We start from the raw sequence: 19,070 nt of genomic DNA, 5'->3' as shown, positions 1-19,070 counted from the left end.
AATGGATCGTGTCCGTCGTGCGCCGGTTATAGCAGGCGCAGGCGGCAGTCAGATGGACGAAGAGAAGCGGTAGCCGGAGCCGCGCACCGTCTGCACCATGTTCTCCACTGCGAACGGTTCCAGGGTCTTGCGCAGCCGGCGGATGTGCACGTCGATGGTTCGCTCCTCGACATAGACGCTGCCGCCCCACACGTGGTCGAGCAGTTGTGCGCGGCTGTAGACGCGCTCGGGATGGGTCATGAAGAAATGCAGCAGGCGGTATTCGGTGGGGCCGATCGGCACCGGCGCGTCGCCGGCGAACACGCGGTGCGCGGCGCCGTCGATGCGCAGGCTGCCGACCGAGACGCTGCCGTCCTCGTCGTCGTCGCGGGTACGCCGCATCACCGCGCGGATCCGCGCCAGCAGCTCGCGTGCCGAGAACGGCTTGACCACGTAGTCGTCGACCCCGGCTTCCAGGCCGCCGACCCGGTCGTTCTCTTCGCCGCGCGCGGTGAGCATGATGATCGGTACCTCGCGGGTCATCGCGTCCTTGCGCCAGCGCCGGGCCAGTTCCAGGCCGCTGGTGCCGGGCAGCATCCAGTCCAGCAGGATCAGGTCGGGGACGCGGTCGGCGATGGAAGTCTGCGCTTCCCGCGCGTCGCCGGCGTGGACCGGTTCGAAATCGCCCTTGCGCAGGGCGAACGCCACCATGTCGCGGATGGAGGGTTCGTCGTCGACGATCAGGATGCGTTTCTGCACGACGGCACCGTGGGGACTGGGAGGAGAGGCCGCCAGTAGACTACGGTTTTATTACTATTCAATGACTGACGCCGCGTTGCGTTTCACTGCTGTTTCACGTCCGGGTCCTGGACGCCCTGGCGGCGCAGCTCCAGCACCGTGGGGGTAATCGCGGCGATACGCGCGTCGATGCGCGCGCGCGCCACGTAGTCGAGGTCGTCGCGCTTCTTCAGATTGTTCAGCTGGATCAGTGCCTGCTCGGGGCGACCGTTCAGGTAGGCGGACTCGGCATAGGCTTCGCCGGCGCGGTTGCCGTCCCCGGCCAGCTCGCAGGCGCGGGCGAAGGTGCGCTGGAACACCGGATCGTCGGCGGCCGCGCTCAGTAGCGGCCGCAGCACCGCCTGCGCGCGCTGCCCGGCGGCACGGCCGCCTTGCTCGTTCAGCGCCATGGCATAGGTCAGTGCCACCGCACGGTTGCTCGGCAGTCGCTCGAGCAGGGCGTCGAAGCGCGGGTTGGCCTGCTGGCTGCGGCCGTTGCGCGATTCGGCCTCGGCCACCGCCAAGCTCAGCCACCAGCTGTCCGGGTGCGCCTTCAGTAGCTCTTCCAGGGTCTGCATGCCCTCCTGCGGGCTGCCGCCGCCGCGCAGCCGGGCCAGCGCCAGGCCGTAGCGCTGGGCGTCGCTGAGGCCCTGCTTGCTGCCCTGGCGCAGGCCCTCGTACTCGCGCACCGCATCGGCCGGGGTATTGGCGCTGAGCACGCGCAGGCGCTCGCGAGCCCACTCGAACTGGCCGCTGGCGCCGCGCGAATAGGTCGCGAACGGCAGTTGCAGGCGCCCGGGCAGCAACGGATTGCCGGGGGCGCCCAGCGGCTGGCTCAGCGACACATCGTTGGGATCGACCCGCTCCTGCAAGGTGCCGCCGGGCACGCTGGTGGTCAGTGTCACCGTGTTCTTCTTCATCTGTTCGGCGCGCTGCCGCGCCTCGCTGATGCGGGTGCTGGTGACCGGGTGGGTCATCAGATAGTCGGGGGTGCTGTAGCCGCCCTGATTGCCGCGCATCGCCAGCGACATGCGCTCGAAGAAGCCGGCCATCGCGTCCACGTCGTAGCCGCTGCGGGCCAGGGTGCGGATGCCCAGGCGGTCGGCCTCCGATTCGTTGGAGCGGGTGTAGTCGATCTGGCGCTGCTGCATCAGCCCCAGGCCGCTGGCGATCGCCGCCTGGGTGGCGTCGCCGCTGGAGCGGCCACCGGCCTGCTGCGCGGCGACCACCGCGGCGAGCATGCCGAGCAGGATCGGCACCTGGTCGCGCTGCGCCCGCTCCACCCCGCGCAGCACGTGCTGCTGGGTGATGTGCGCGATCTCGTGCGACAGCACCGCGGCGACCTCGTCCTCGCGCTCGGCGGTCAGCACCAGCCCGGCATTGACCGCGACGTAGCCGCCCAGCGTGGCGAAGGCGTTGATCTGGCGGTCGCGCAGCATGAAGAACGTGTACTTCTGCTGCGGATGGTCGCTGTTGGCGCCGAGCCGGGTGCCCATGGTCTGCAGCCAATCGTCGATCAGCGGGTCTTCGAGCACGTAGCCGTAGTTGCGCAGCTCGGCCAGCATCATCTTGCCGTATTCGGCCTGGCGTGCCGGGGTCAGCAGCTCGCCGGCCGAGGAGCCGATGTCCGGCAGCTTGTTCTCCTGCGCCGGCGCGATGGCGGCGGCGGTAGCCAGGGTGATCGCGAAGGCAAGCGGCAGCGGGCGCACGTGAGGCTCCAGGGCAGGGCGGGGGCCGCGGTGGCGGCGGGTGAATCCAGGGTGATCCGCAGTGTTGCGGCAGCGGACTCGAAAATCCAGCGGACCGCTACCATAGTGGCTTGGACCCCTTTTCCCGCCCGGAGTTTCCCGTGGACACCCAAGCTACCGATGACGGCCAGGCCGGCGGCCCGCCGATCACCCTGTATTCCAGCGCGATCTGCCCGTACTGCGTGGCGGCCAAGAACTTCCTGAAGAGCAAGGGCCGCAGCTGGACCGAGGTGCGCATCGACCTGGACCCGGCCGAGCGCGAGAAGATGGTGGCCCTGGCGCGCCGCACCAGCGTGCCGCAGATCTTCGTCGGCGACACCCATGTCGGCGGCTACGACGACATGATGGCGCTGCACCGGGCCGGCAAGTTGCAGCCGCTGCTCGACGGCCAGGCGCCCGAGGCGCAGGCGTGAGCGCTGCGCAGACGGGCGGCGAGGGCGATGCCGGCAAGGACCGGCTGCGCGAGTTCACCGAGTTCCGCCAGCGCATGAACCAGCGCATCCTGGCGGAGCCGAACCAGGTGGTGCGGCGTTTCTTCGCGCTGGATACCCAGACCTACCAGGCCGGCGCGCTGGACGTGAAGACCAAGGAACTGCTCGGCCTGGTCGCCTCGCTGGTGCTGCGCTGCGACGACTGCATCAGCTACCACGTGGCCCAGTGCAAGGAGGCCGGGGTGCAACGCGACGAGTTCTTCGAGACCTTCTCGGTGGGTCTGGTGGTCGGCGGCTCGATCGTGATTCCGCACCTGCGCCGGGCGGTGGATTTCCTCGACAAGCTCGAGGAAGGCGTCGCCGCGGCGCCGGCAGAGCACGCGCACGGCTGAGTAGCGCCGGATCGGCCAGGTCAGCGCCGCCTGCAGGCGGCGCGCTGCGTTTTGCGCCTGCCTGGTTTGGGGGGCCTTCACCGGCTTCGGGCATAATTACCGGTGAAATCTCCTTGCGCCTGCAGCCCGGGCTTCCGGTCGGCGCGTTCCCCCTCTGTACGGAAACCCCAATCCTATGACGCAGACAATCACGGTCATTCGTGGCGATGGCATCGGCCCCGAGATCATGGACGCCACGCTGTTCGTGCTCGACGCGCTGAACGCCGGCCTCACCTACGAATACGCCGACGCCGGCCTGGTCGCCCTGGAGAAGCACGGCGATCTGTTGCCGGCCGCCACCCTGGACTCGATCCGCAAGAACAAGATCGCGCTGAAGAGCCCGCTGACCACGCCGGTCGGCGAGGGTTTCAGCTCGATCAACGTGGCCATGCGCCGCCAGTTCGACCTGTACGCCAACGTGCGCCCGGCCAAGTCGTTCCCGAACACCAAGTCGCGCTTCGGCGCCGGCGTGGACCTGATCACCGTGCGCGAGAACACCGAAGGCGCCTACCTGAGCGAAGGCCAGGAAGTGTCGGCCGACGGCGAGACCGCGGTGTCGATGGCCAAGGTGACCCGCAAGGGCTCCGAGCGCATCGTCCGGTATGCCTTCGACCTGGCGCGGGCGACCGGCCGCAAGAAGGTCACCGCAGTGCACAAGGCCAACATCATCAAGTCCACCTCGGGCCTGTTCCTGAAGGTGGCGCGCGAAGTGGCCGCGAACTACCCGGAGATCGAGTTCCAGGAAATGATCGTGGACAACGCCTGCATGCAGCTGGTGATGCGTCCGGAGCAGTTCGACATCATCGTCACCACGAACCTGTTCGGCGACATCCTGTCGGACCTGTGCGCCGGCCTGGTCGGCGGCCTGGGCCTAGCCCCGGGCGCCAACATCGGCGTCGACGCGGCGATCTTCGAGGCCGTGCACGGCTCGGCCCCGGACATCGCCGGGCAGGGCAAAGCCAACCCGTGCGCGCTACTGCTGGGCGCCGCGCAGCTGCTGGACCACGTCGGCCAGCCGCAGAACGCCGAGCGCCTGCGCAGCGCCATCGTCGCCACGCTGGAAGCCAAGGACGGGCTGACCCCGGACCTGGGCGGCAGCGGCAACACCATGGGCTTCGCCAAGGCCATCGCCAGCCGCCTGTAAGCTAGCGCGCAGAAAACAAAAAAAGGGCGCCACCAAGCGCCCTTTTTTTATTGCCGGCCAGAACCGGGACTACGAAGCTCTTCGAGTCCCGAGTCCCGCTCAGTTCCGCGACTGCAACTTCGACAACAGCCGCAGGAACTCGATGTACAGCCACACCAGGGTGACCATCAGCCCGAATGCGCCGTACCACTCCATGTACTTGGGAGCGCCCTGTTCCACGCCGCTCTCGATGAAGTCGAAATCCAGCACCAGGTTCAGCGCCGCCACCACCACCACGAACAGGCTGAAGGCGATGCCCAGGCCGCTGGATTCGTGGATGACCGGGACGGTGATGTTGAAGAAGCCGAGGACGATGGAGGCCAGGTACACCAGCGCGATGCCACCGGTGGCCGCGACCACGCCCAGCTTGAAGTTCTCGGTGGCCTTGATCAGCCCGCTGCGGTAGGCGAACAGCAGCGCGAACAGGGTGCCGAAGGTCAGCAGCACGGCCTGCAGCACGATGCCGTTGAAGCGCACTTCGTACATCGCCGAGATCGAGCCCAGGAAGAAGCCTTCCACCAGCGCGTACAGCGGCGCGGTGATCGGCGCCCAGGTCTTCTTGAAGGTGGTGATCATGGCCAGGATGAAGCCGCCGATGGCGCCGCCCAGCACGTAGCCGATGATGCCCGGGGCGATCACTTCGTTGCCGGCGCCATCGACCGAGATCGACTGGCTCCAGGCGAACGCCGCGGTCAGCACGGTCAGCAGCAACAGCGCGCCGGTCTTGTGGATGGTGCCGTTCAGGGTCATCGCCTCGCCGTCGCGCGAAACGACTGCGCCGCTGCCGAGGTCGAGGAAGGTGGATTCCTTCAAGGCGGGGTTGCCGCTGCGGATCATGCTGTTTCTCCCTGTAAATGAAGACGATCGGCCGGTATCGGCCACAAGTGGCGAGGATAGCGCAGGCAGCGTTGACGCGATGTGCCGTTGACACCGGGCCGCAAGCTTCCCACAATAGCCGACCTTTCCGGCCTCGGCCGCGAGGGATGTTCCGCCGGGGTATAGCGCAGTCTGGTAGCGCGCCTGCTTTGGGAGCAGGATGTCGGGGGTTCGAATCCCTCTACCCCGACCAATCCGATGTCCAAACGGCGGAGAGGAATGCGACAATCCGGCCCGGGCGCCCGTAGCTCAACCGGATAGAGCACCGGCCTTCTAAGCCGGGGGTTACAGGTTCGATTCCTGTCGGGCGCGCCACACCGGTGCCGGATAGGGCGTTGCAAGAGTTCGATGGTGGCTGTAGCTCAGCTGGTTAGAGTACTGGATTGTGATTCCAGATGTCGGGGGTTCGAGTCCCCTCAGCCACCCCATTGATCGCGTGACCCGCCGCTTCGCGGGGTGTTGCAACGAAGCAAGAAAGCACATAAGATGTGCAGCTCAGTTTCAGGGCCGTTAGCTCAGTTGGTAGAGCAGTTGACTCTTAATCAATAGGTCCAAGGTTCGAATCCTTGACGGCCCACCAAATAGAAAGGCATCTGCTCCGGCAGGTGCCTTTTTCTTTGTCGGCAGGCCTGCGACAATAAGCGCGCGCGCTCAGGCGCCAAAGCGCGAAAGTGGCGGAATTGGTAGACGCCCTGGTTTTAGGTACCAGTGCCGCAAGGCGTAGGGGTTCGAGTCCCCTCTTTCGCACCATCCTGGCACCGCGTGTGCGGCCTGCGCTCCCGTCCGCATCGGTGTCGCGTCAGGTACCGCTGTCGTGCATGCCGTCCTGGCGCGCTGGCAGGCGCCGCGGGAATAGGCGAAACTATCTGGCTGCGGCGGCCGTCCCGTGCCCGCGTCAACCCGTATTTCTCTACATCGTGCCGAGAGCCGTGGGCTCCCGGTGGCAGGAGTCCACATGCAAGCTTCGATCGAAACCACCGGTACCTTGGAACGGCGTCTGACCTTCACCCTGCCGGAGGAGCGCCTGGAGACCCATATCGGCGGGCGCCTGCGCGAAGTCGCGCGGACCGCGCGGATCAAGGGCTTCCGTCCCGGCAAGATTCCGCCGAAGGTGATCGAGCAGCGCTTCGGGCCGCAGATCCGCGCCGAGGCGCTGGACGGCCTGCTGCGCGAAACCTTCGATTCGGCGGTGCGCGAGCACGAACTGCGCCTGGCCGGCAATCCGCGCATCGACCGCGCCGGCGACAACGCACTGCAATTCGTGGCTACCTTCGAAGTGGTGCCTGACTTCGGCGACATCGACGTGGCCAAGCTGGAAGTGATCCGCCACACCGCCGAGGTCACCGACGCCGACATCGAGCAGATGATCGAGAACCTGCGCCTGCAGCGCCGCACCTGGCAGCCCGCCGGGCGTCCGGCGCAGGACGGCGATCTGGTGACCCTGGAAACCTGGTCGCAGGCCGGCGACGAGCGCCTGCCCGCCGAGGGCGTGGAGAAGGGCAGCAGCGTGATCGGCTCCGGCGTCATGTTCCCGGCGATCGAGCAGGGCCTGGTCGGCCTGTCCAAGGACGAGGAAAAGACCCTGGCCGTCGATTTCCCGGCCGATTGGCGCGTGCCGCAGTTCGCCGGCAAGCAGGTCCAGGTGCACGTGAAGGCGGTCGAAGTCGCCGCGCCGGTGCTGCCGGAGGTGGACAAGGAGTTCATCAAGAGCTTCGGCGTGAAGAGCGGCGATGCCGAGCAGTTCCGCAAGGACATCCGTATCAACCTGGAGCGCGAGCTCAAGGGCGCGCTGATGAACCGGCTGCGTCGCGAGGTCGGCGAGCAGCTGATCGCCGCCTACGCGTCGGTGGAAATGCCGCCGCGGCTGGTCGAGAACGAAGCGCGTTCGATGCTGGCGCAGCAGGTGGAGCAGCTGCGCCGCTCCGGCCGCGATCCGGGCCAGGTGCCGGACGACGCCCACCAGGGTTTCGTGGACGCGGCGCGCAAGCGCGTGCTGGTCGGCCTGCTGGTCGGCGAGGTCGCCCGCCGCAACGAGTTGCGCCTGGACCCCAAGCGGGTCTCGGAAACCCTGCGCCTGATCGCCTCGACCTACGAAGAGCCGGAACAGGTCATTGAGATGTACCGCAACGATCCCCAATTGATGGGGGGACTGCAGAGCCGTGTGATGGAAGAGCAGGTGATCGACTGGATCGCCGAGCGCGCCAAGCACACCGAGCAGGCGATGAGCTTTCAGGAAGCGATCCGGCAGTAATGCGAGTCCCTCGCAAGAGCCCGCACATCCTTGTGCGGGGATTTAGTAAGGCGAGTCCCTCGCAAAAGCCCGCACATCCCTGTGCAGGGATTCAATCAAAAGCAGGAGTTCCCGCGTGGACAATGTGACCAAGGCGTTGAATCTGGTTCCGATGGTGGTCGAGCAGACCAGTCGCGGCGAACGTGCCTACGACATCTATTCGCGCCTGCTGAAGGAGCGGCTGATCTTTCTGGTCGGTCCGATCGACGACCACATGGCCAACGTGATCGTGGCGCAAATGCTGTTCCTGGAAGCGGACAACCCGGAAAAGGACATCAACATCTACATCAACTCGCCGGGCGGCGTGGTCACTGCCGGCATGGCGATCTACGACACCATGCAGTACATCAAGCCGGACGTGAGCACCATCTGCATCGGCCAGGCTGCTTCGATGGGCGCGCTGCTGCTGGCCTCGGGCGCGGCCGGCAAGCGTTACGCGCTGCCGAATTCGCGGGTGATGATCCACCAGCCGCTGGGCGGCTTCCAGGGCCAGGCCACCGATATCGACATCCACGCGCGCGAGATCCTGACCCTGCGTTCGCGGCTGAACGAAATCCTGGCCAAGCACACCGGGCAGTCGCTGGAAACCATCGCCCGCGATACCGAGCGCGACAACTTCAAGAGCGCCGTCGACGCGCAGGCCTACGGGCTGGTCGACCAGGTGCTGGAGCGCCGTCCGGAAGAGTCGATCCAGCCGGCATAAGGCTTGCATGTACCATAAAACGCAGCGTATTCCGCAGGGTCGGGGCCGGGCTAGCGTCCTCCCGGCCCTGTGTTATTCTCGAAATCGAACCCCCGTTCATCGGGTGGGGTAACTGGGTAAGCGAAGCAATGAGCGAAGACCGGCAAGGCCGTTCCGGCGACAGCAACAAGATTCTGTACTGCTCGTTCTGCGGCAAGAGTCAACACGAGGTCCGTAAGCTGATCGCCGGGCCGAGCGTGTTCATCTGCGACGAGTGCGTCGAGCTGTGCAACGACATCATCCGCGAGGAGCTCGAGGAGAAGGCGCAGTCCGCACGCAGCAGCCTGCCCAAGCCCAAGGAAATCCTCGAGGTGCTGGACCAGTACGTGATCGGGCAGCTGCGCGCCAAGCGCACGCTCGCCGTGGCCGTGTACAACCACTACAAGCGCATCGAGAGCCGGCAGAAGAACGACGAGGTCGAGCTGGCCAAGTCCAACATCCTGCTGGTCGGTCCGACCGGTTCGGGCAAGACGCTGCTGGCCGAAACGCTGGCGCGCCTGCTCAACGTGCCGTTCACGATTGCCGATGCGACCACGCTGACCGAAGCCGGCTATGTCGGCGAGGACGTGGAAAACATCATCCAGAAGCTGCTGCAGAAGTGCGACTACGACGTCGAAAAGGCGCAGCAGGGCATTGTCTACATCGACGAGATCGACAAGATCTCGCGTAAGAGCGAAAATCCGTCGATCACTCGCGACGTGTCCGGCGAAGGCGTGCAGCAGGCGTTGCTGAAGCTGATCGAAGGCACCGTGGCGTCGGTGCCGCCGCAGGGCGGGCGCAAGCATCCGCAGCAGGAATTCCTGCAGGTGGACACCAAGAACATCCTGTTCATCTGCGGCGGCGCGTTCGCCGGCCTGGACAAGGTGATCCAGCAGCGTTCCAACGACGTCGGCGGCATCGGCTTCGGCGCCAAGGTGAAGAGTTCCGAGCGAAAGCGCGAGGTCGGCAAGATTCTGGCCGAAGTGGAGCCGGAAGACCTGATCAAGTTCGGCCTGATTCCCGAGTTCGTCGGCCGCCTGCCGGTGGTCGCCACGCTCGAGGAGCTGGACGAGCCGGCGCTGATCCGGATCCTGACCGAGCCGAAGAACGCGATCACCAAGCAGTTCAAGAAGCTGTTCGAGATGGAAGGCGTGGAGCTGGAATTCCGGCCCGACGCGTTGCTGGCCATCGCCAAGAAGGCGCTCAAGCGCAAGACCGGCGCGCGCGGCCTGCGCACCATCGTCGAGTCGGTGCTGCTGGACACGATGTACGAGCTGCCGTCGCAGGAAAACGTCAGCAAGGTGGTGGTGGACGAGTCGGTGATCGAACACAAGTCCGAGCCTTACCTGATCTACCAGACCCCGCCGCCGGCGCCGAAGGTGGCCTCGGCCGAGTGAGTGCCGGGTGAAGCTGCGGCGCTGTCGTGCCGCGGCCTTCGCGACTGGCTAAATGCTTGAAAAAAAAGGCGCTTTTTCGTTGCCCTTGCATCATCCAGCCGATGGCCCCATAACGGGGCCATCGGCATTTTTATGCCCGCCTTTTCCGCATTCCCGCACCCCACATCGGAACCCTCATGGCCCAGTCCACATCCGAAGTCCTCGACCTGCCGGTCCTGCCGTTGCGCGACGTCGTGGTCTTCCCGCACATGGTCATCCCGCTGTTCGTCGGCCGCGACAAGTCGATGCGCGCGCTCGAGCACGCGATGGAAGCCGACAAGCGCATCCTGCTGGTCGCGCAGAAATCCGCCGAGACCGACGATCCGGTGGCGGCCGACCTGTACAACGTCGGCACCCTGGCGCAGGTGCTGCAATTGCTGAAGCTGCCCGACGGCACCATCAAGGTGCTGGTCGAAGGGCTGTCGCGGGTCAGCGTCGAGAAAGTGGCCGAGCGCGACGGCGCGCTGCAGGGCGAAGGCAGCAAGATCGATCCGGCCGAATCGCGTGAGGAGCGTGAGGTCGAGGCGATCGCGCGTTCGCTGATGTCGCTGTTCGAGCAGTACGTCAAGACCAACCGCAAGCTGCCGCCGGAGCTGCTGCAGACGCTGACGGGCATCGACGAGCCTGGCCGCCTGGCCGACACCATCGCCGCGCACATCGGCGTGCGCCTGGCCGACAAACAGCGCCTGTTGGAAACCCTGGAAGTGGGCGAGCGGCTGGAGATGCTGGTCGGCCTGGTCGATGGCGAGATCGACGTGCAGCAGTTGGAGAAGCGCATCCGCGGGCGGGTCAAGTCGCAGATGGAGAAGAGCCAGCGCGAGTACTACCTCAACGAGCAGATGAAGGCGATCCAGAAGGAACTGGGCGACCTGGACGATGCGCCCGGCGAGCTGGAAGAGCTGGCGCGCAAGATCGCCGAGGCTGGCATGCCCAAGCCGGTGGAGACCAAGGCCAAGGCCGAGCTCAACAAGCTCAAGCAGATGTCGCCGATGTCGGCCGAAGCGGCTGTGGTGCGCAACTATCTCGACTGGTTGCTGGGCGTGCCGTGGAAGAAGCGCAGCAAGGTACGCAAGGACCTGAAGGTCGCGCAGGAAACGCTGGACGCCGATCACTACGGCCTGGAAAAGGTCAAGGACCGCATCCTGGAATATCTGGCAGTGCAGTCGCGGGTGAAGCAGATGAAGGGCCCGATCCTGTGCCTAGTCGGCCCGCCCGGCGTCGGCAAGACCTCGCTCGGCCAGTCCATCGCCAAGGCCACCAACCGCAAGTTCGTGCGCATGTCGCTCGGCGGCGTGCGCGATGAGGCGGAGATCCGCGGGCATCGGCGTACCTACGTCGGCTCGATGCCGGGCCGCATCGTGCAGAACCTCAACAAGGTCAGCAGCAAGAATCCGCTGTTCGTGCTCGACGAGATCGACAAGATGTCGATGGACTTCCGCGGCGATCCGTCCTCGGCGCTGCTGGAAGTGCTCGACCCCGAGCAGAACAACGCATTCAACGACCACTACCTGGAAGTGGACCTGGACCTTTCCGAAGTGATGTTCGTGGCGACCTCCAATTCGCTGAACATCCCCGGCCCGCTGCTCGACCGCATGGAGGTGATCCGCATCCCCGGTTACACGGAGGATGAGAAGCTGGCTATCGCCATGCGCTACCTGGTGCCCAAGCAGCTGAAGGCCAACGGCCTGAAGGGCGACGAGCTGGAGATCGCCGCCGACGCGATCTGCGACATCGTGCGCTACTACACGCGCGAGTCCGGCGTGCGCAACCTGGAGCGCGAAGTCGCCAAGATCTGCCGCAAGGTGGTCAAGGAAATCGCGCTGGCCGGGCCGCAGCCGGTGGCCGCCAAGAAGGCGCCGGCGAAGAAGGGCGCGGCGCCGCGCAAGGACAAGGCGCGGGTCAGCGTCGGTTCCAGGAATCTGGACAAGTACCTGGGCGTGCGCCGCTTCGATTTCGGCCGCGCCGAGGAGCAGAACGAAGTCGGCCTGGTCACCGGCCTGGCCTGGACCGAAGTCGGCGGCGATCTGCTGCAGATCGAATCGACCTTGGTTCCGGGCAAGGGCGCGGTGATCCTGACCGGCCAGCTCGGCGACGTGATGAAGGAATCGGCCTCGGCGGCGCTGTCGGTGGTGCGTTCGCGCGCCGAGCGGCTAGGGATCGAGGTCGACTTCCTGCAGAAGCACGACGTGCATCTGCACGTGCCTGACGGCGCTACGCCGAAGGACGGCCCCAGCGCCGGCATCGCGATGGTGACCTCGCTGGTGTCGATGCTGACCAAGGTGCCCGTCAAGGCCGATGTGGCGATGACCGGCGAGATCACCTTGCGCGGCCGCGTCTCGGCGATCGGCGGGCTCAAGGAGAAGCTGCTGGCGGCGCTGCGCGGCGGCATCCACACGGTGATCATCCCGGAGGAGAACCGCAAGGATCTGGCCGACATTCCGGACAACGTCACCCGCGATCTGAAGATCGTGCCGGTCAAGTGGATCGACGAAGTGCTGGATCTGGCGCTGGAGACGCCATTGAAGGCGAACGCGGCGACCGCCGGCGACGCGGCGCCGGTACGCCGCAAGCCCAAGCCGAAAGCATCCTCGAACGCGCGCGTCAAGCACTGAAAGGCGCTGAACCGCGCCCGCGCAAGTGGCTCAAACCCGCGCCGTTGCTGGCTTTTCGGCTTGCGCGGGTGGGGGGGCGCTGGTATAAATGCACGACTTGCGAGCATGGCGAACGCGCGTGCTTGGTAGTAAAGAAATCAATCGGGGCCTCGTCACGGACGAGGCAGGCCAAGCCGACACCCGATCCTCAATTCCGCGGTTTTCTGCCGCACATGGAGTCATCAAGAAATGAATAAAGCCGAACTGAACGACGCTATCGCCGCCGCTGCGGATATCTCCAAGGCCGAAGCCGGTCGCGCCGTCGACGCCTTCGTGTCCGAAGTCACCAAGGCGCTTAAGAAGGGCGACAGCGTGACCCTCGTGGGCTTCGGCACCTTCCAGGTGCGCGATCGTGCCGAGCGCACCGGCCGCAACCCCAAGACCGGCGACTCGATCAAGATCGCCGCGTCGAAGAATCCGACCTTCAAGGCTGGCAAAGCGCTGAAGGATGCCGTAAACTAACCGACTCGCTAGGGTGCTTAGCTCAGCGGTAGAGCGTCTCCTTTACACGGAGAGGGTCGGGGGTTCGAAACCCTCAGCACCCACCAGACAAGCACCGAGCGGCAAGTTTCAAAAGCGGAGTGGTAGTTCAGTTGGTTAGAATGCTGGCCTGTCACGCCGGAGGTCGCGGGTTCGAGTCCCGTCCACTCCGCCAGTCGCACCGAAGCCCCTGAGAAATCGGGGGTTTCGTTTCTCGAAGCATCCGCCGCGCATTGCGCTGCGCAGATACCCAGAGATTGCGGGCCTTGTGCCTGCCTCAGTTCAAAAAGCGGAGTGGTAGTTCAGTCGGTTAGAATGCTGGCCTGTCACGCCGGAGGTCGCGGGTTCGAGTCCCGTCCACTCCGCCAGTTTTGTACGCGAAACCCCCGAGTGATCGGGGGTTTCTTTTTTTCTGGGAGGCCTTGCCGGCCACTGCCGTGCGGGCCGCGGATTTCATGCACGCGCACGCCCCGTGGCACGCCATTCCGCCGCAGGCCGTGAAGCGGGTTAAACTGCGCGGCTCGCCAACAGGCCTCGGTTCCCAACCAATGCTGCAGAAACTCCGCGAAAAGACCTCGGGCTGGATCGCCACCGCGATCATCGGCCTGTTGATGATTCCGTTCCTGTTCGTCATCGACAGCAGTTACCTCGGCGGCGTCGGTGCCAACAACGTCGCCAAGGTGCAGGCGCCGCCGTCGTGGTGGTCCTCGGCGCCGTCGTGGTGGCCTGTGTCGTTCCTGTGGCGGCACCACGAGGTGAGCACCGAGCAGTTCCGTATGCGCTTCGAGGAAGCGCGGCAGCAGGCGCGCGAACAGCGGGGCGAGAGCTTCGATCCGCGCGAGTTCGAGAGCGCCGACAACAAGCGCAAGGTGCTCGACCAGTTGATCGACGAGCAGGTGGTGAAGTTGGCCGCCGAGCAGGCGCACGTGGTGGTCGGCGATGCCGCGGTCCGCGACTACATCGCCACCATTCCGGCGTTCCAGAAGGACGGCAAGTTCGACCCGGAACGCTACCGCCTGGCGTTGGCTTCGGGGACGCCGCCGCGGACGCCGGCGATGTTCGATCAGTTGGTGCGCGATGGTCTGCAGCAGTCGTTGATCCCGTCGGCGCTGATGGAGTCGGCGTTCGCGACCAAGCAGGAAACCGAGCGCTTGCTGAAGATGCTCGGCGAGACCCGCGACGTTGACCTGGGGCTGTTGCCGGAACAGCCGGCCGATACCGCACCGGTCAGCGACGCGCAGGTGCAGCAGTGGTACGACGCGCACCAGGCCGATTTCAAGCAGCCGGAGCGGGTGTCGATCGAATACGTCGAACTGGACGCCAGCAAGCTGCCGCCTGCCAAGCCGGCCGACGAGGCGGCCCTGCGCAAGCGCTACGAGGACGAGAAGGCCCGCTTCGTCGAACCCGACCAGCGCCTGGCCTCGCACATCCTGATCAGCGCCGGCAAGGACCCCGCGTCGCAGAAGGCGGCCGAGGCCAAGGCGGCCAAGCTCGCCGCCGAGGCCAAGCAGCCTGGCGCCGATTTTGCCGCGCTGGCGCGCGCCAATTCCCAGGACCCGGGTTCCAAGAACGCCGGTGGCGATCTGGGCTGGGTCGAGAAAGGGGTGATGGTCAAGCCGTTCGAGGACGCCTTGTTCGCGATGAAGGCTGGCGACATCGTCGGCCCGGTGAAGAGCGAGTTCGGCTACCACGTCATCCAGCTGCGCGAGATCAAGGGCGGCAAGGGCAAGCGCTTCGAGCAGGTGCGCGACCAGCTCGCCGGCGAACAGCAGCAGGCCGACAATGAGAAGGTCTACAGCGATCTGAGCGGCAGGCTGGTGGACCTGGTGCTGAAGAGCCCGACCGCGCTGGCGCCGGCGGCCAAACAAGTCGGCCTGCCGGCACAGAGCCTGGGGCCGTTCTCGCGCGCCAATGCCAGCGGCATCGCCGCGCAGCCGGCGGTGCTGCGTGCGGCGTTCTCCGACACGCTGGTGCAGGACGGCACGGTCAGCGACCCGATCACCCTGGGGCCGAACCACACCGTGCTCATTCGGGTCACCCAGCACCTGCCGGAGCAGACCCAGCCGCTGGCCAAGGTGCGCGAACAGGTCGCCACCGCGGTGCATGCCGATCGCACCGCCAAGGCCGCCGCGGCGAAGGCCGACGCCTTGCTCGAGCGGCTGCGCAAGGGCGAGACCCTGCAAGCCCTGGCCGGCCCGGAGAAGTTGCAGATCAACCCGATGCCGGGGCTGCCGCGCACCGTGCCGATGCCGAGTCCGGAAGCCAATCGCGCGATCTTCAGCGCGCCGCTGCCGGTCGCGGGCAAGCCGTCGGTGGGCAAGGTCGAGCTCTCGGCCAACGGTGTCCCCGGCGGTGTCAAGCGCTACGCGCTGTTCGTGCTCAACAAGGTCAACCCGGGCGACCTGAGCAAGGTACCGGCCGAGCAGCAGGCAACGCTGAAGCAGCAACTGGGCCAGATCGAAGGCGCCGCCGCGGCGAAGGCCTACATCGACGCGATGCGCAAGCGCTACAAGGTCAGCGTGCAGGAAGCGGATCTGTAAGCGTTGCTTGCACCGATGCGTGATGCGAACAAGCCCGGCCATGCCGGGCTTGTTCGTTTCCGGCGGAGCGGGGTGTGGTCGCCAGAGGTGCTGCGGACACACGGCATGCGCTGCCAGTTGCCGGATATGCGACGCGATGCGACCGAAGCGTGGGCCATGCGCGCTCGGTGCGAAGGCCGATGCCAGACGTTTTCTAGGCGGATCGTTACGCTGTGGAGCGACTTCAGTCGCGACGGGCTGCGCTCGCAGCGCGGCAACGGAACTTCGCCTGCTGCGGGCTGGGCAACTGCTGTGGCAGTGCAGTCGCAGTGGTCGGCCATGCTGCGCCGGCAACCGGCACCGACTGCGATGTTTGGTCGGTAGCTCGATCTTCCCGCCGCAGCGGGAGACTTATTCCTCGTAGCTCAGCACCATGCCCGGGCGCAGCACGCTGCGCGCGGACAGGCCGTTCTTCGCCAGCAGCGTCTGCACGGTGATGCCGTAGCGCTTGGCGATGGTCCAGGCGGTGTCGCCGTCGCGGACCGTATGGGTGCGGCGCGCCGCAGGCGTGCGCTGGCGCATACGTGGCGGTGTGGCCTCGGCGAGGCTGGCGACGGCGCGCGTCGCCAGCGCCTCGGGCTGCTGCGGTTGCGCCGCCGCGGCCATGGCATCGGCGGCGGCCGTGGCGGCGATGCCGCCGCTACCGACCGGCGCCAGCACCGGCAGTGCGCGCTTTTTGTTACCTGCGCTGCCCAGCGCCGGATTCAGCCGTGCGACCTGGTTGTCCTGCAGCGCCTGCTGCCGCGCCCACTCGTCCAGCGCCATGCCGGCGGGCAGGGTGCGCGCCTGCAGGATCGGCACTTCGCGGTCCAGCGAGGCCATCCATTCGTCGTGGGTTTGCGCCTGCTCCAGGACACAGGCCAGCGCGTGCAGCTTCTCGACGTAGTCATAGGTGATCGGCGACAGCCCCGGCAACTTCTCAGGCTGCGCGTTCTGCGCGTTCATGCCGCCCCGGCGCATCGACTGCAGCACGCGGTATTCGCCGGCGTTGTAGGCCATGATTGCCAGGCGCCAGTCGCCGCCGAACATGCCGTGCAAGGTCTTCAGGTAGCGCACCGCTGCGCGGGTGGAGTCCACGGCGGACAGGCGGCCGTCGTAGCCGCCTTCGACCGGAACGTTGTGGTTGCGGGCGGTATCGGCGATGAACTGCCACAGTCCGGCTGGACCACCGCTATTGCGCGCGGCAGGGCGGTAGCCGCTCTCCACGAACGGGATCAGCGCGAATTCGGTCGGCAGGTCGGCTGCACGCAGTTCGTCCACCACGTAGCCGAACAGCGGCAACACGTCTTCGTCCTCGTTGGCCAGTCGCGCCGGCGCGCGCGCGAACTGCTGCTTCCAGCGCGCATCGACGGTGCCGCCCTCGCATTGCGCATCGGCCAGACCGTCGCGGAAGCTGGCGAGGATGGCGTGGCCGTTACGGGTGGTGGCCGGCGGCAGCGCCGCTGCATCCGTCGGCAGCACGTTCAGGCCGGCCACGGTCTGCTCCAGCGCCGCGCCGATCGGCGCCGCCGCGCTCACCGAAGGGGACACCGACGCGATCGCCAGCGTCAGCGCCGCTGTCAGGAACAGCGACCTCATGCGCGAAAATCGTCTTTCCAGCGCCTTAATTCGGCAAATACTTCCACTTCGTCGCGGGCGCCGTGGCCGAGCCGGGCGCCGACCGCCTGCTGGATCGCCGCCGAGGCGGTGCGCAGAAACGGATTGGTCGCCACTTCGCTGGCGAGGCTGACGGGAACAGTGGGGCGGGCAACATGACGCATGGCCTGGACTTCCTGATGGCGCCGCCGCAAGGCAGCGTTGGTGGGATCGACCGTGACGGCGAATGCCGCATTGGCCAGGGTGTATTCGTGTCCGCAACACAGCAGCGTGGCGCCCGGAAGGGCGGCCAGCCGTTGCAGCGAACCCAACATCTGGGAGGGCGTACCTTCGAACATGCGTCCACAGCCCAGGCTGAACAGGGTATCGCCGCTGAACAGATGGCCGTGGCCGACATAGGCTACATGCGAGCGGGTATGCCCTGGCACGGCAAGGGTCCGGAACTCCCATTGCAGCACCTGGACGCCATCGCCGTCGCCGACGCGCTGGCTGGCGTATGGGATTCGCGGCTCGTCCGCCGGGGCATACACCGGCAGATCCGGCCAGCGCTCGCGCAGCGCGGCGACGCCGCCGATGTGGTCGTCATGATGATGGGTCAGCAACACCGCTGCTGGGCGCAATCCTTGCGCCGCGGCTTCGAACACCGGCTCGGCCTGGCCGGGATCGACCAGCAAGACGCGGCCGTCCGCGGCGGCGATCGCCCAGATGTAGTTATCCTGGAATGCGGGCAGGGCGATCAGTCGCATAGAATTGGCACCATGCCTGCCGCCCCGTTCCCCCGTCAAGGCGCCGTCTCATCATGGTTTGATACGGCGGTGGCGCAACAGCTGCTCCAGGCCGAGCAGCCGTTGATCCTGGACGCCTTGCTCGGACGCCCCGCGCAGCCCTGGTTGTGGCTGGCGCCGGTGCCGTTCGCGCCGCTGGCGCGCGAGCTGCCGGGGCGCGGCGTGCGCCTGCACCGCACCGCGCGCGGCTATGCCGGCGATCTGGTGTGCACGCTGCCACTGCCGCTGCCTTCGGAAAGCGTCAACGCGATCGTGCTGCAGCACGTGCTCGGCGCCGACGCCGCGGCGCTGCTGGAGGAATGCGAGCGGGTGTTGCTGCCGGGCGGCCGGATCTGGCTGTTCGCGCTCAATGCGGTGAGCCCGTACCGGCTGCGCTGGCGCCGGCAGGGACTGCTGGCGCGCCCGCCCGGCAGCTGGCGCGGTCTGCTGCAGCGGGTCGGGTTGCCATGCACCGAGCCGTTGCGCTACCTGGGACCGGTCTGGCCGACCCGCGGCGGCGTCGGCTCGGCGACCTCCGGCGCGCCGTTGCGGGCGGTGTGCCTGCTGCAGGCGGAGAAACGTACCGCCGCCGGCATCGGCCCCATTCCGCTGCGCGTACCGGTACGCTGGCGCGGTTCGACTGCTTCCATCTGATTTCCGGACGTATATGAAGACTATTGATATCCATACCGACGGCGCCTGCCTGGGCAATCCCGGCCCCGGCGGCTGGGCCGCGCTGCTGCGCTACAAGGGCCTGGAGCGCGAAGTGGCCGGCGCCGAGGCGCACACCACCAACAACCGCATGGAGCTGATGGCGGCGATCATGGCGCTGGAGACGCTCAGCGAGCCGTGCCAGATCGTGCTGCACACCGATTCGCAGTACGTGCGCCAGGGCATCACCGAATGGATGCCGGGCTGGGTGCGGCGGCAGTGGAAGACCGCCGGCGGCGACCCGGTCAAGAACCGTGACCTGTGGGAGCGGCTGCATGCCGCCGCGCAGCGGCACACCATCGATTGGCGCTGGGTCAAGGGCCATAGCGGCGATCCGGACAACGAGCGGGTCGACGTGCTGGCGCGCAACCAGGCGCTGCGGGTACGCGCCGGCGGCACCGCGGTCGCGTCCTGATC

The 19,070-nt window shown here is 66.7% G+C and carries 16 protein-coding genes and 8 tRNA genes; 19 read left to right on the top strand and 5 right to left on the bottom strand.

Annotation, left to right across the window (positions count from 1 at the left end):
* Positions 1–48: 48 nt before the first annotated feature.
* A complete protein-coding gene (phoB, locus tag E4A48_RS12410) occupies positions 49–738 on the bottom strand; it encodes a phosphate regulon transcriptional regulator PhoB (RefSeq protein WP_039007406.1) in 690 nt (229 codons plus the stop codon).
* 83 nt (positions 739–821) lie between these two features.
* Positions 822–2,465, bottom strand: coding sequence for a M48 family metalloprotease (locus tag E4A48_RS12405; protein ID WP_142742520.1), 1,644 nt, complete (start codon positions 2,463–2,465; stop codon positions 822–824).
* 140 nt (positions 2,466–2,605) lie between these two features.
* Here E4A48_RS12405 and grxC point away from each other — a divergent pair, with 140 nt between their 5' ends.
* The 3 genes from grxC (at position 2,606) to E4A48_RS12390 (ending at position 4,510) form a co-directional block, all read left to right on the top strand.
* Positions 2,606–2,917, top strand: a complete 312-nt coding sequence (gene grxC, locus E4A48_RS12400; protein ID WP_039007402.1) for a glutaredoxin 3 — start codon at positions 2,606–2,608, stop codon at positions 2,915–2,917.
* 74 nt (positions 2,918–2,991) lie between these two features.
* Positions 2,992–3,327, top strand: coding sequence for a carboxymuconolactone decarboxylase family protein (locus E4A48_RS12395; protein ID WP_230812580.1), 336 nt, complete (start codon positions 2,992–2,994; stop codon positions 3,325–3,327).
* A gap of 175 nt (positions 3,328–3,502) precedes the next feature.
* On the top strand, positions 3,503–4,510 hold the full coding sequence (locus E4A48_RS12390; RefSeq protein ID WP_003468529.1) for an isocitrate dehydrogenase: 1,008 nt from the start codon (positions 3,503–3,505) through the stop codon (positions 4,508–4,510).
* A 99-nt stretch (positions 4,511–4,609) separates the two neighbouring features.
* On the opposite strand, the gene E4A48_RS12385 is transcribed toward E4A48_RS12390, so the two are convergent.
* Positions 4,610–5,386: a Bax inhibitor-1/YccA family protein gene (locus tag E4A48_RS12385; RefSeq protein ID WP_080763445.1), complete on the bottom strand. Its 777-nt coding sequence runs from the start codon at positions 5,384–5,386 to the stop codon at positions 4,610–4,612.
* A gap of 155 nt (positions 5,387–5,541) precedes the next feature.
* Between E4A48_RS12385 and E4A48_RS12380 the strand changes: the two genes are divergently transcribed.
* The 14 genes from E4A48_RS12380 (at position 5,542) to E4A48_RS12315 (ending at position 15,543) form a co-directional block, all read left to right on the top strand.
* Positions 5,542–5,618 (top strand) — tRNA-Pro (locus E4A48_RS12380).
* A gap of 45 nt (positions 5,619–5,663) precedes the next feature.
* Positions 5,664–5,740: transfer RNA gene (locus E4A48_RS12375), tRNA-Arg, on the top strand.
* Between the two features lie 36 nt (positions 5,741–5,776).
* A tRNA-His gene (locus E4A48_RS12370) sits at positions 5,777–5,853 on the top strand.
* Between the two features lie 76 nt (positions 5,854–5,929).
* Positions 5,930–6,005, top strand: a tRNA-Lys gene (locus tag E4A48_RS12365).
* Positions 6,006–6,090: 85 nt separating this feature from the next.
* Positions 6,091–6,175, top strand: a tRNA-Leu gene (locus E4A48_RS12360).
* 205 nt (positions 6,176–6,380) lie between these two features.
* Positions 6,381–7,676: a trigger factor gene (gene tig / locus E4A48_RS12355; RefSeq protein WP_142742519.1), complete on the top strand. Its 1,296-nt coding sequence runs from the start codon at positions 6,381–6,383 to the stop codon at positions 7,674–7,676.
* Between the two features lie 115 nt (positions 7,677–7,791).
* Positions 7,792–8,418: an ATP-dependent Clp endopeptidase proteolytic subunit ClpP gene (clpP, locus tag E4A48_RS12350; protein WP_003468536.1), complete on the top strand. Its 627-nt coding sequence runs from the start codon at positions 7,792–7,794 to the stop codon at positions 8,416–8,418.
* Positions 8,419–8,546: 128 nt separating this feature from the next.
* A complete protein-coding gene (clpX, locus tag E4A48_RS12345) occupies positions 8,547–9,833 on the top strand; it encodes an ATP-dependent Clp protease ATP-binding subunit ClpX (RefSeq protein ID WP_039007396.1) in 1,287 nt (428 codons plus the stop codon).
* 176 nt (positions 9,834–10,009) lie between these two features.
* On the top strand, positions 10,010–12,484 hold the full coding sequence (gene lon / locus E4A48_RS12340) for an endopeptidase La (protein WP_039007395.1): 2,475 nt from the start codon (positions 10,010–10,012) through the stop codon (positions 12,482–12,484).
* Positions 12,485–12,667: 183 nt separating this feature from the next.
* Entirely contained in the window at positions 12,668–12,985 is a 318-nt protein-coding gene (locus E4A48_RS12335; protein WP_228320647.1) for an HU family DNA-binding protein, read from the top strand.
* 11 nt (positions 12,986–12,996) lie between these two features.
* Positions 12,997–13,071, top strand: a tRNA-Val gene (locus E4A48_RS12330).
* A 30-nt stretch (positions 13,072–13,101) separates the two neighbouring features.
* Positions 13,102–13,178 (top strand) — tRNA-Asp (locus tag E4A48_RS12325).
* Positions 13,179–13,294: 116 nt separating this feature from the next.
* A tRNA-Asp gene (locus E4A48_RS12320) sits at positions 13,295–13,371 on the top strand.
* Between the two features lie 180 nt (positions 13,372–13,551).
* Entirely contained in the window at positions 13,552–15,543 is a 1,992-nt protein-coding gene (locus tag E4A48_RS12315; protein ID WP_039007393.1) for a peptidylprolyl isomerase, read from the top strand.
* Between the two features lie 390 nt (positions 15,544–15,933).
* Here the strand turns inward: E4A48_RS12315 and E4A48_RS12310 are convergent, their stop codons facing one another.
* Positions 15,934–17,160 carry a lytic transglycosylase domain-containing protein gene (locus E4A48_RS12310; RefSeq protein WP_142742518.1) on the bottom strand — a complete coding sequence of 409 codons (1,227 nt, stop codon included), beginning with the start codon at positions 17,158–17,160 and terminating at the stop codon, positions 15,934–15,936.
* On the bottom strand, positions 17,157–17,924 hold the full coding sequence (gene gloB, locus E4A48_RS12305; RefSeq protein ID WP_039007391.1) for a hydroxyacylglutathione hydrolase: 768 nt from the start codon (positions 17,922–17,924) through the stop codon (positions 17,157–17,159). The genes E4A48_RS12310 and gloB overlap by 4 nt, the downstream gene beginning before the upstream one ends.
* 12 nt (positions 17,925–17,936) lie before the next feature.
* Here gloB and E4A48_RS12300 point away from each other — a divergent pair, with 12 nt between their 5' ends.
* On the top strand, positions 17,937–18,596 hold the full coding sequence (locus E4A48_RS12300; protein WP_039007389.1) for a class I SAM-dependent methyltransferase: 660 nt from the start codon (positions 17,937–17,939) through the stop codon (positions 18,594–18,596).
* A 13-nt stretch (positions 18,597–18,609) separates the two neighbouring features.
* Positions 18,610–19,068, top strand: coding sequence for a ribonuclease HI (gene rnhA / locus E4A48_RS12295; RefSeq protein ID WP_142742517.1), 459 nt, complete (start codon positions 18,610–18,612; stop codon positions 19,066–19,068).
* Positions 19,069–19,070: the final 2 nt, after the last annotated feature.

This window comes from Xanthomonas translucens pv. cerealis (assembly GCF_006838285.1).
GTDB lineage: Bacteria > Pseudomonadota > Gammaproteobacteria > Xanthomonadales > Xanthomonadaceae > Xanthomonas_A > Xanthomonas_A cerealis.
This window is presented reverse-complemented; position numbering and strand designations above follow the sequence as displayed.

Excerpts from the sequence above, each read along its gene's own strand:
- gloB (WP_039007391.1), bottom strand. The coding sequence starts at position 17,924 with ATGCGACTGATCGCCCTGCCCGCATTCCAGGATAACTACATCTGGGCG.
- lon (WP_039007395.1), top strand. The coding sequence starts at position 10,010 with ATGGCCCAGTCCACATCCGAAGTCCTCGACCTGCCGGTCCTGCCGTTG.
- E4A48_RS12315 (WP_039007393.1), top strand. The coding sequence starts at position 13,552 with ATGCTGCAGAAACTCCGCGAAAAGACCTCGGGCTGGATCGCCACCGCG.
- E4A48_RS12310 (WP_142742518.1), bottom strand. The coding sequence starts at position 17,160 with ATGAGGTCGCTGTTCCTGACAGCGGCGCTGACGCTGGCGATCGCGTCG.
- E4A48_RS12390 (WP_003468529.1), top strand. The coding sequence starts at position 3,503 with ATGACGCAGACAATCACGGTCATTCGTGGCGATGGCATCGGCCCCGAG.
- E4A48_RS12395 (WP_230812580.1), top strand. The coding sequence starts at position 2,992 with ATGAACCAGCGCATCCTGGCGGAGCCGAACCAGGTGGTGCGGCGTTTC.
- E4A48_RS12385 (WP_080763445.1), bottom strand. The coding sequence starts at position 5,386 with ATGATCCGCAGCGGCAACCCCGCCTTGAAGGAATCCACCTTCCTCGAC.
- tig (WP_142742519.1), top strand. The coding sequence starts at position 6,381 with ATGCAAGCTTCGATCGAAACCACCGGTACCTTGGAACGGCGTCTGACC.
- rnhA (WP_142742517.1), top strand. The coding sequence starts at position 18,610 with ATGAAGACTATTGATATCCATACCGACGGCGCCTGCCTGGGCAATCCC.
- E4A48_RS12300 (WP_039007389.1), top strand. The coding sequence starts at position 17,937 with ATGCCTGCCGCCCCGTTCCCCCGTCAAGGCGCCGTCTCATCATGGTTT.
- clpX (WP_039007396.1), top strand. The coding sequence starts at position 8,547 with ATGAGCGAAGACCGGCAAGGCCGTTCCGGCGACAGCAACAAGATTCTG.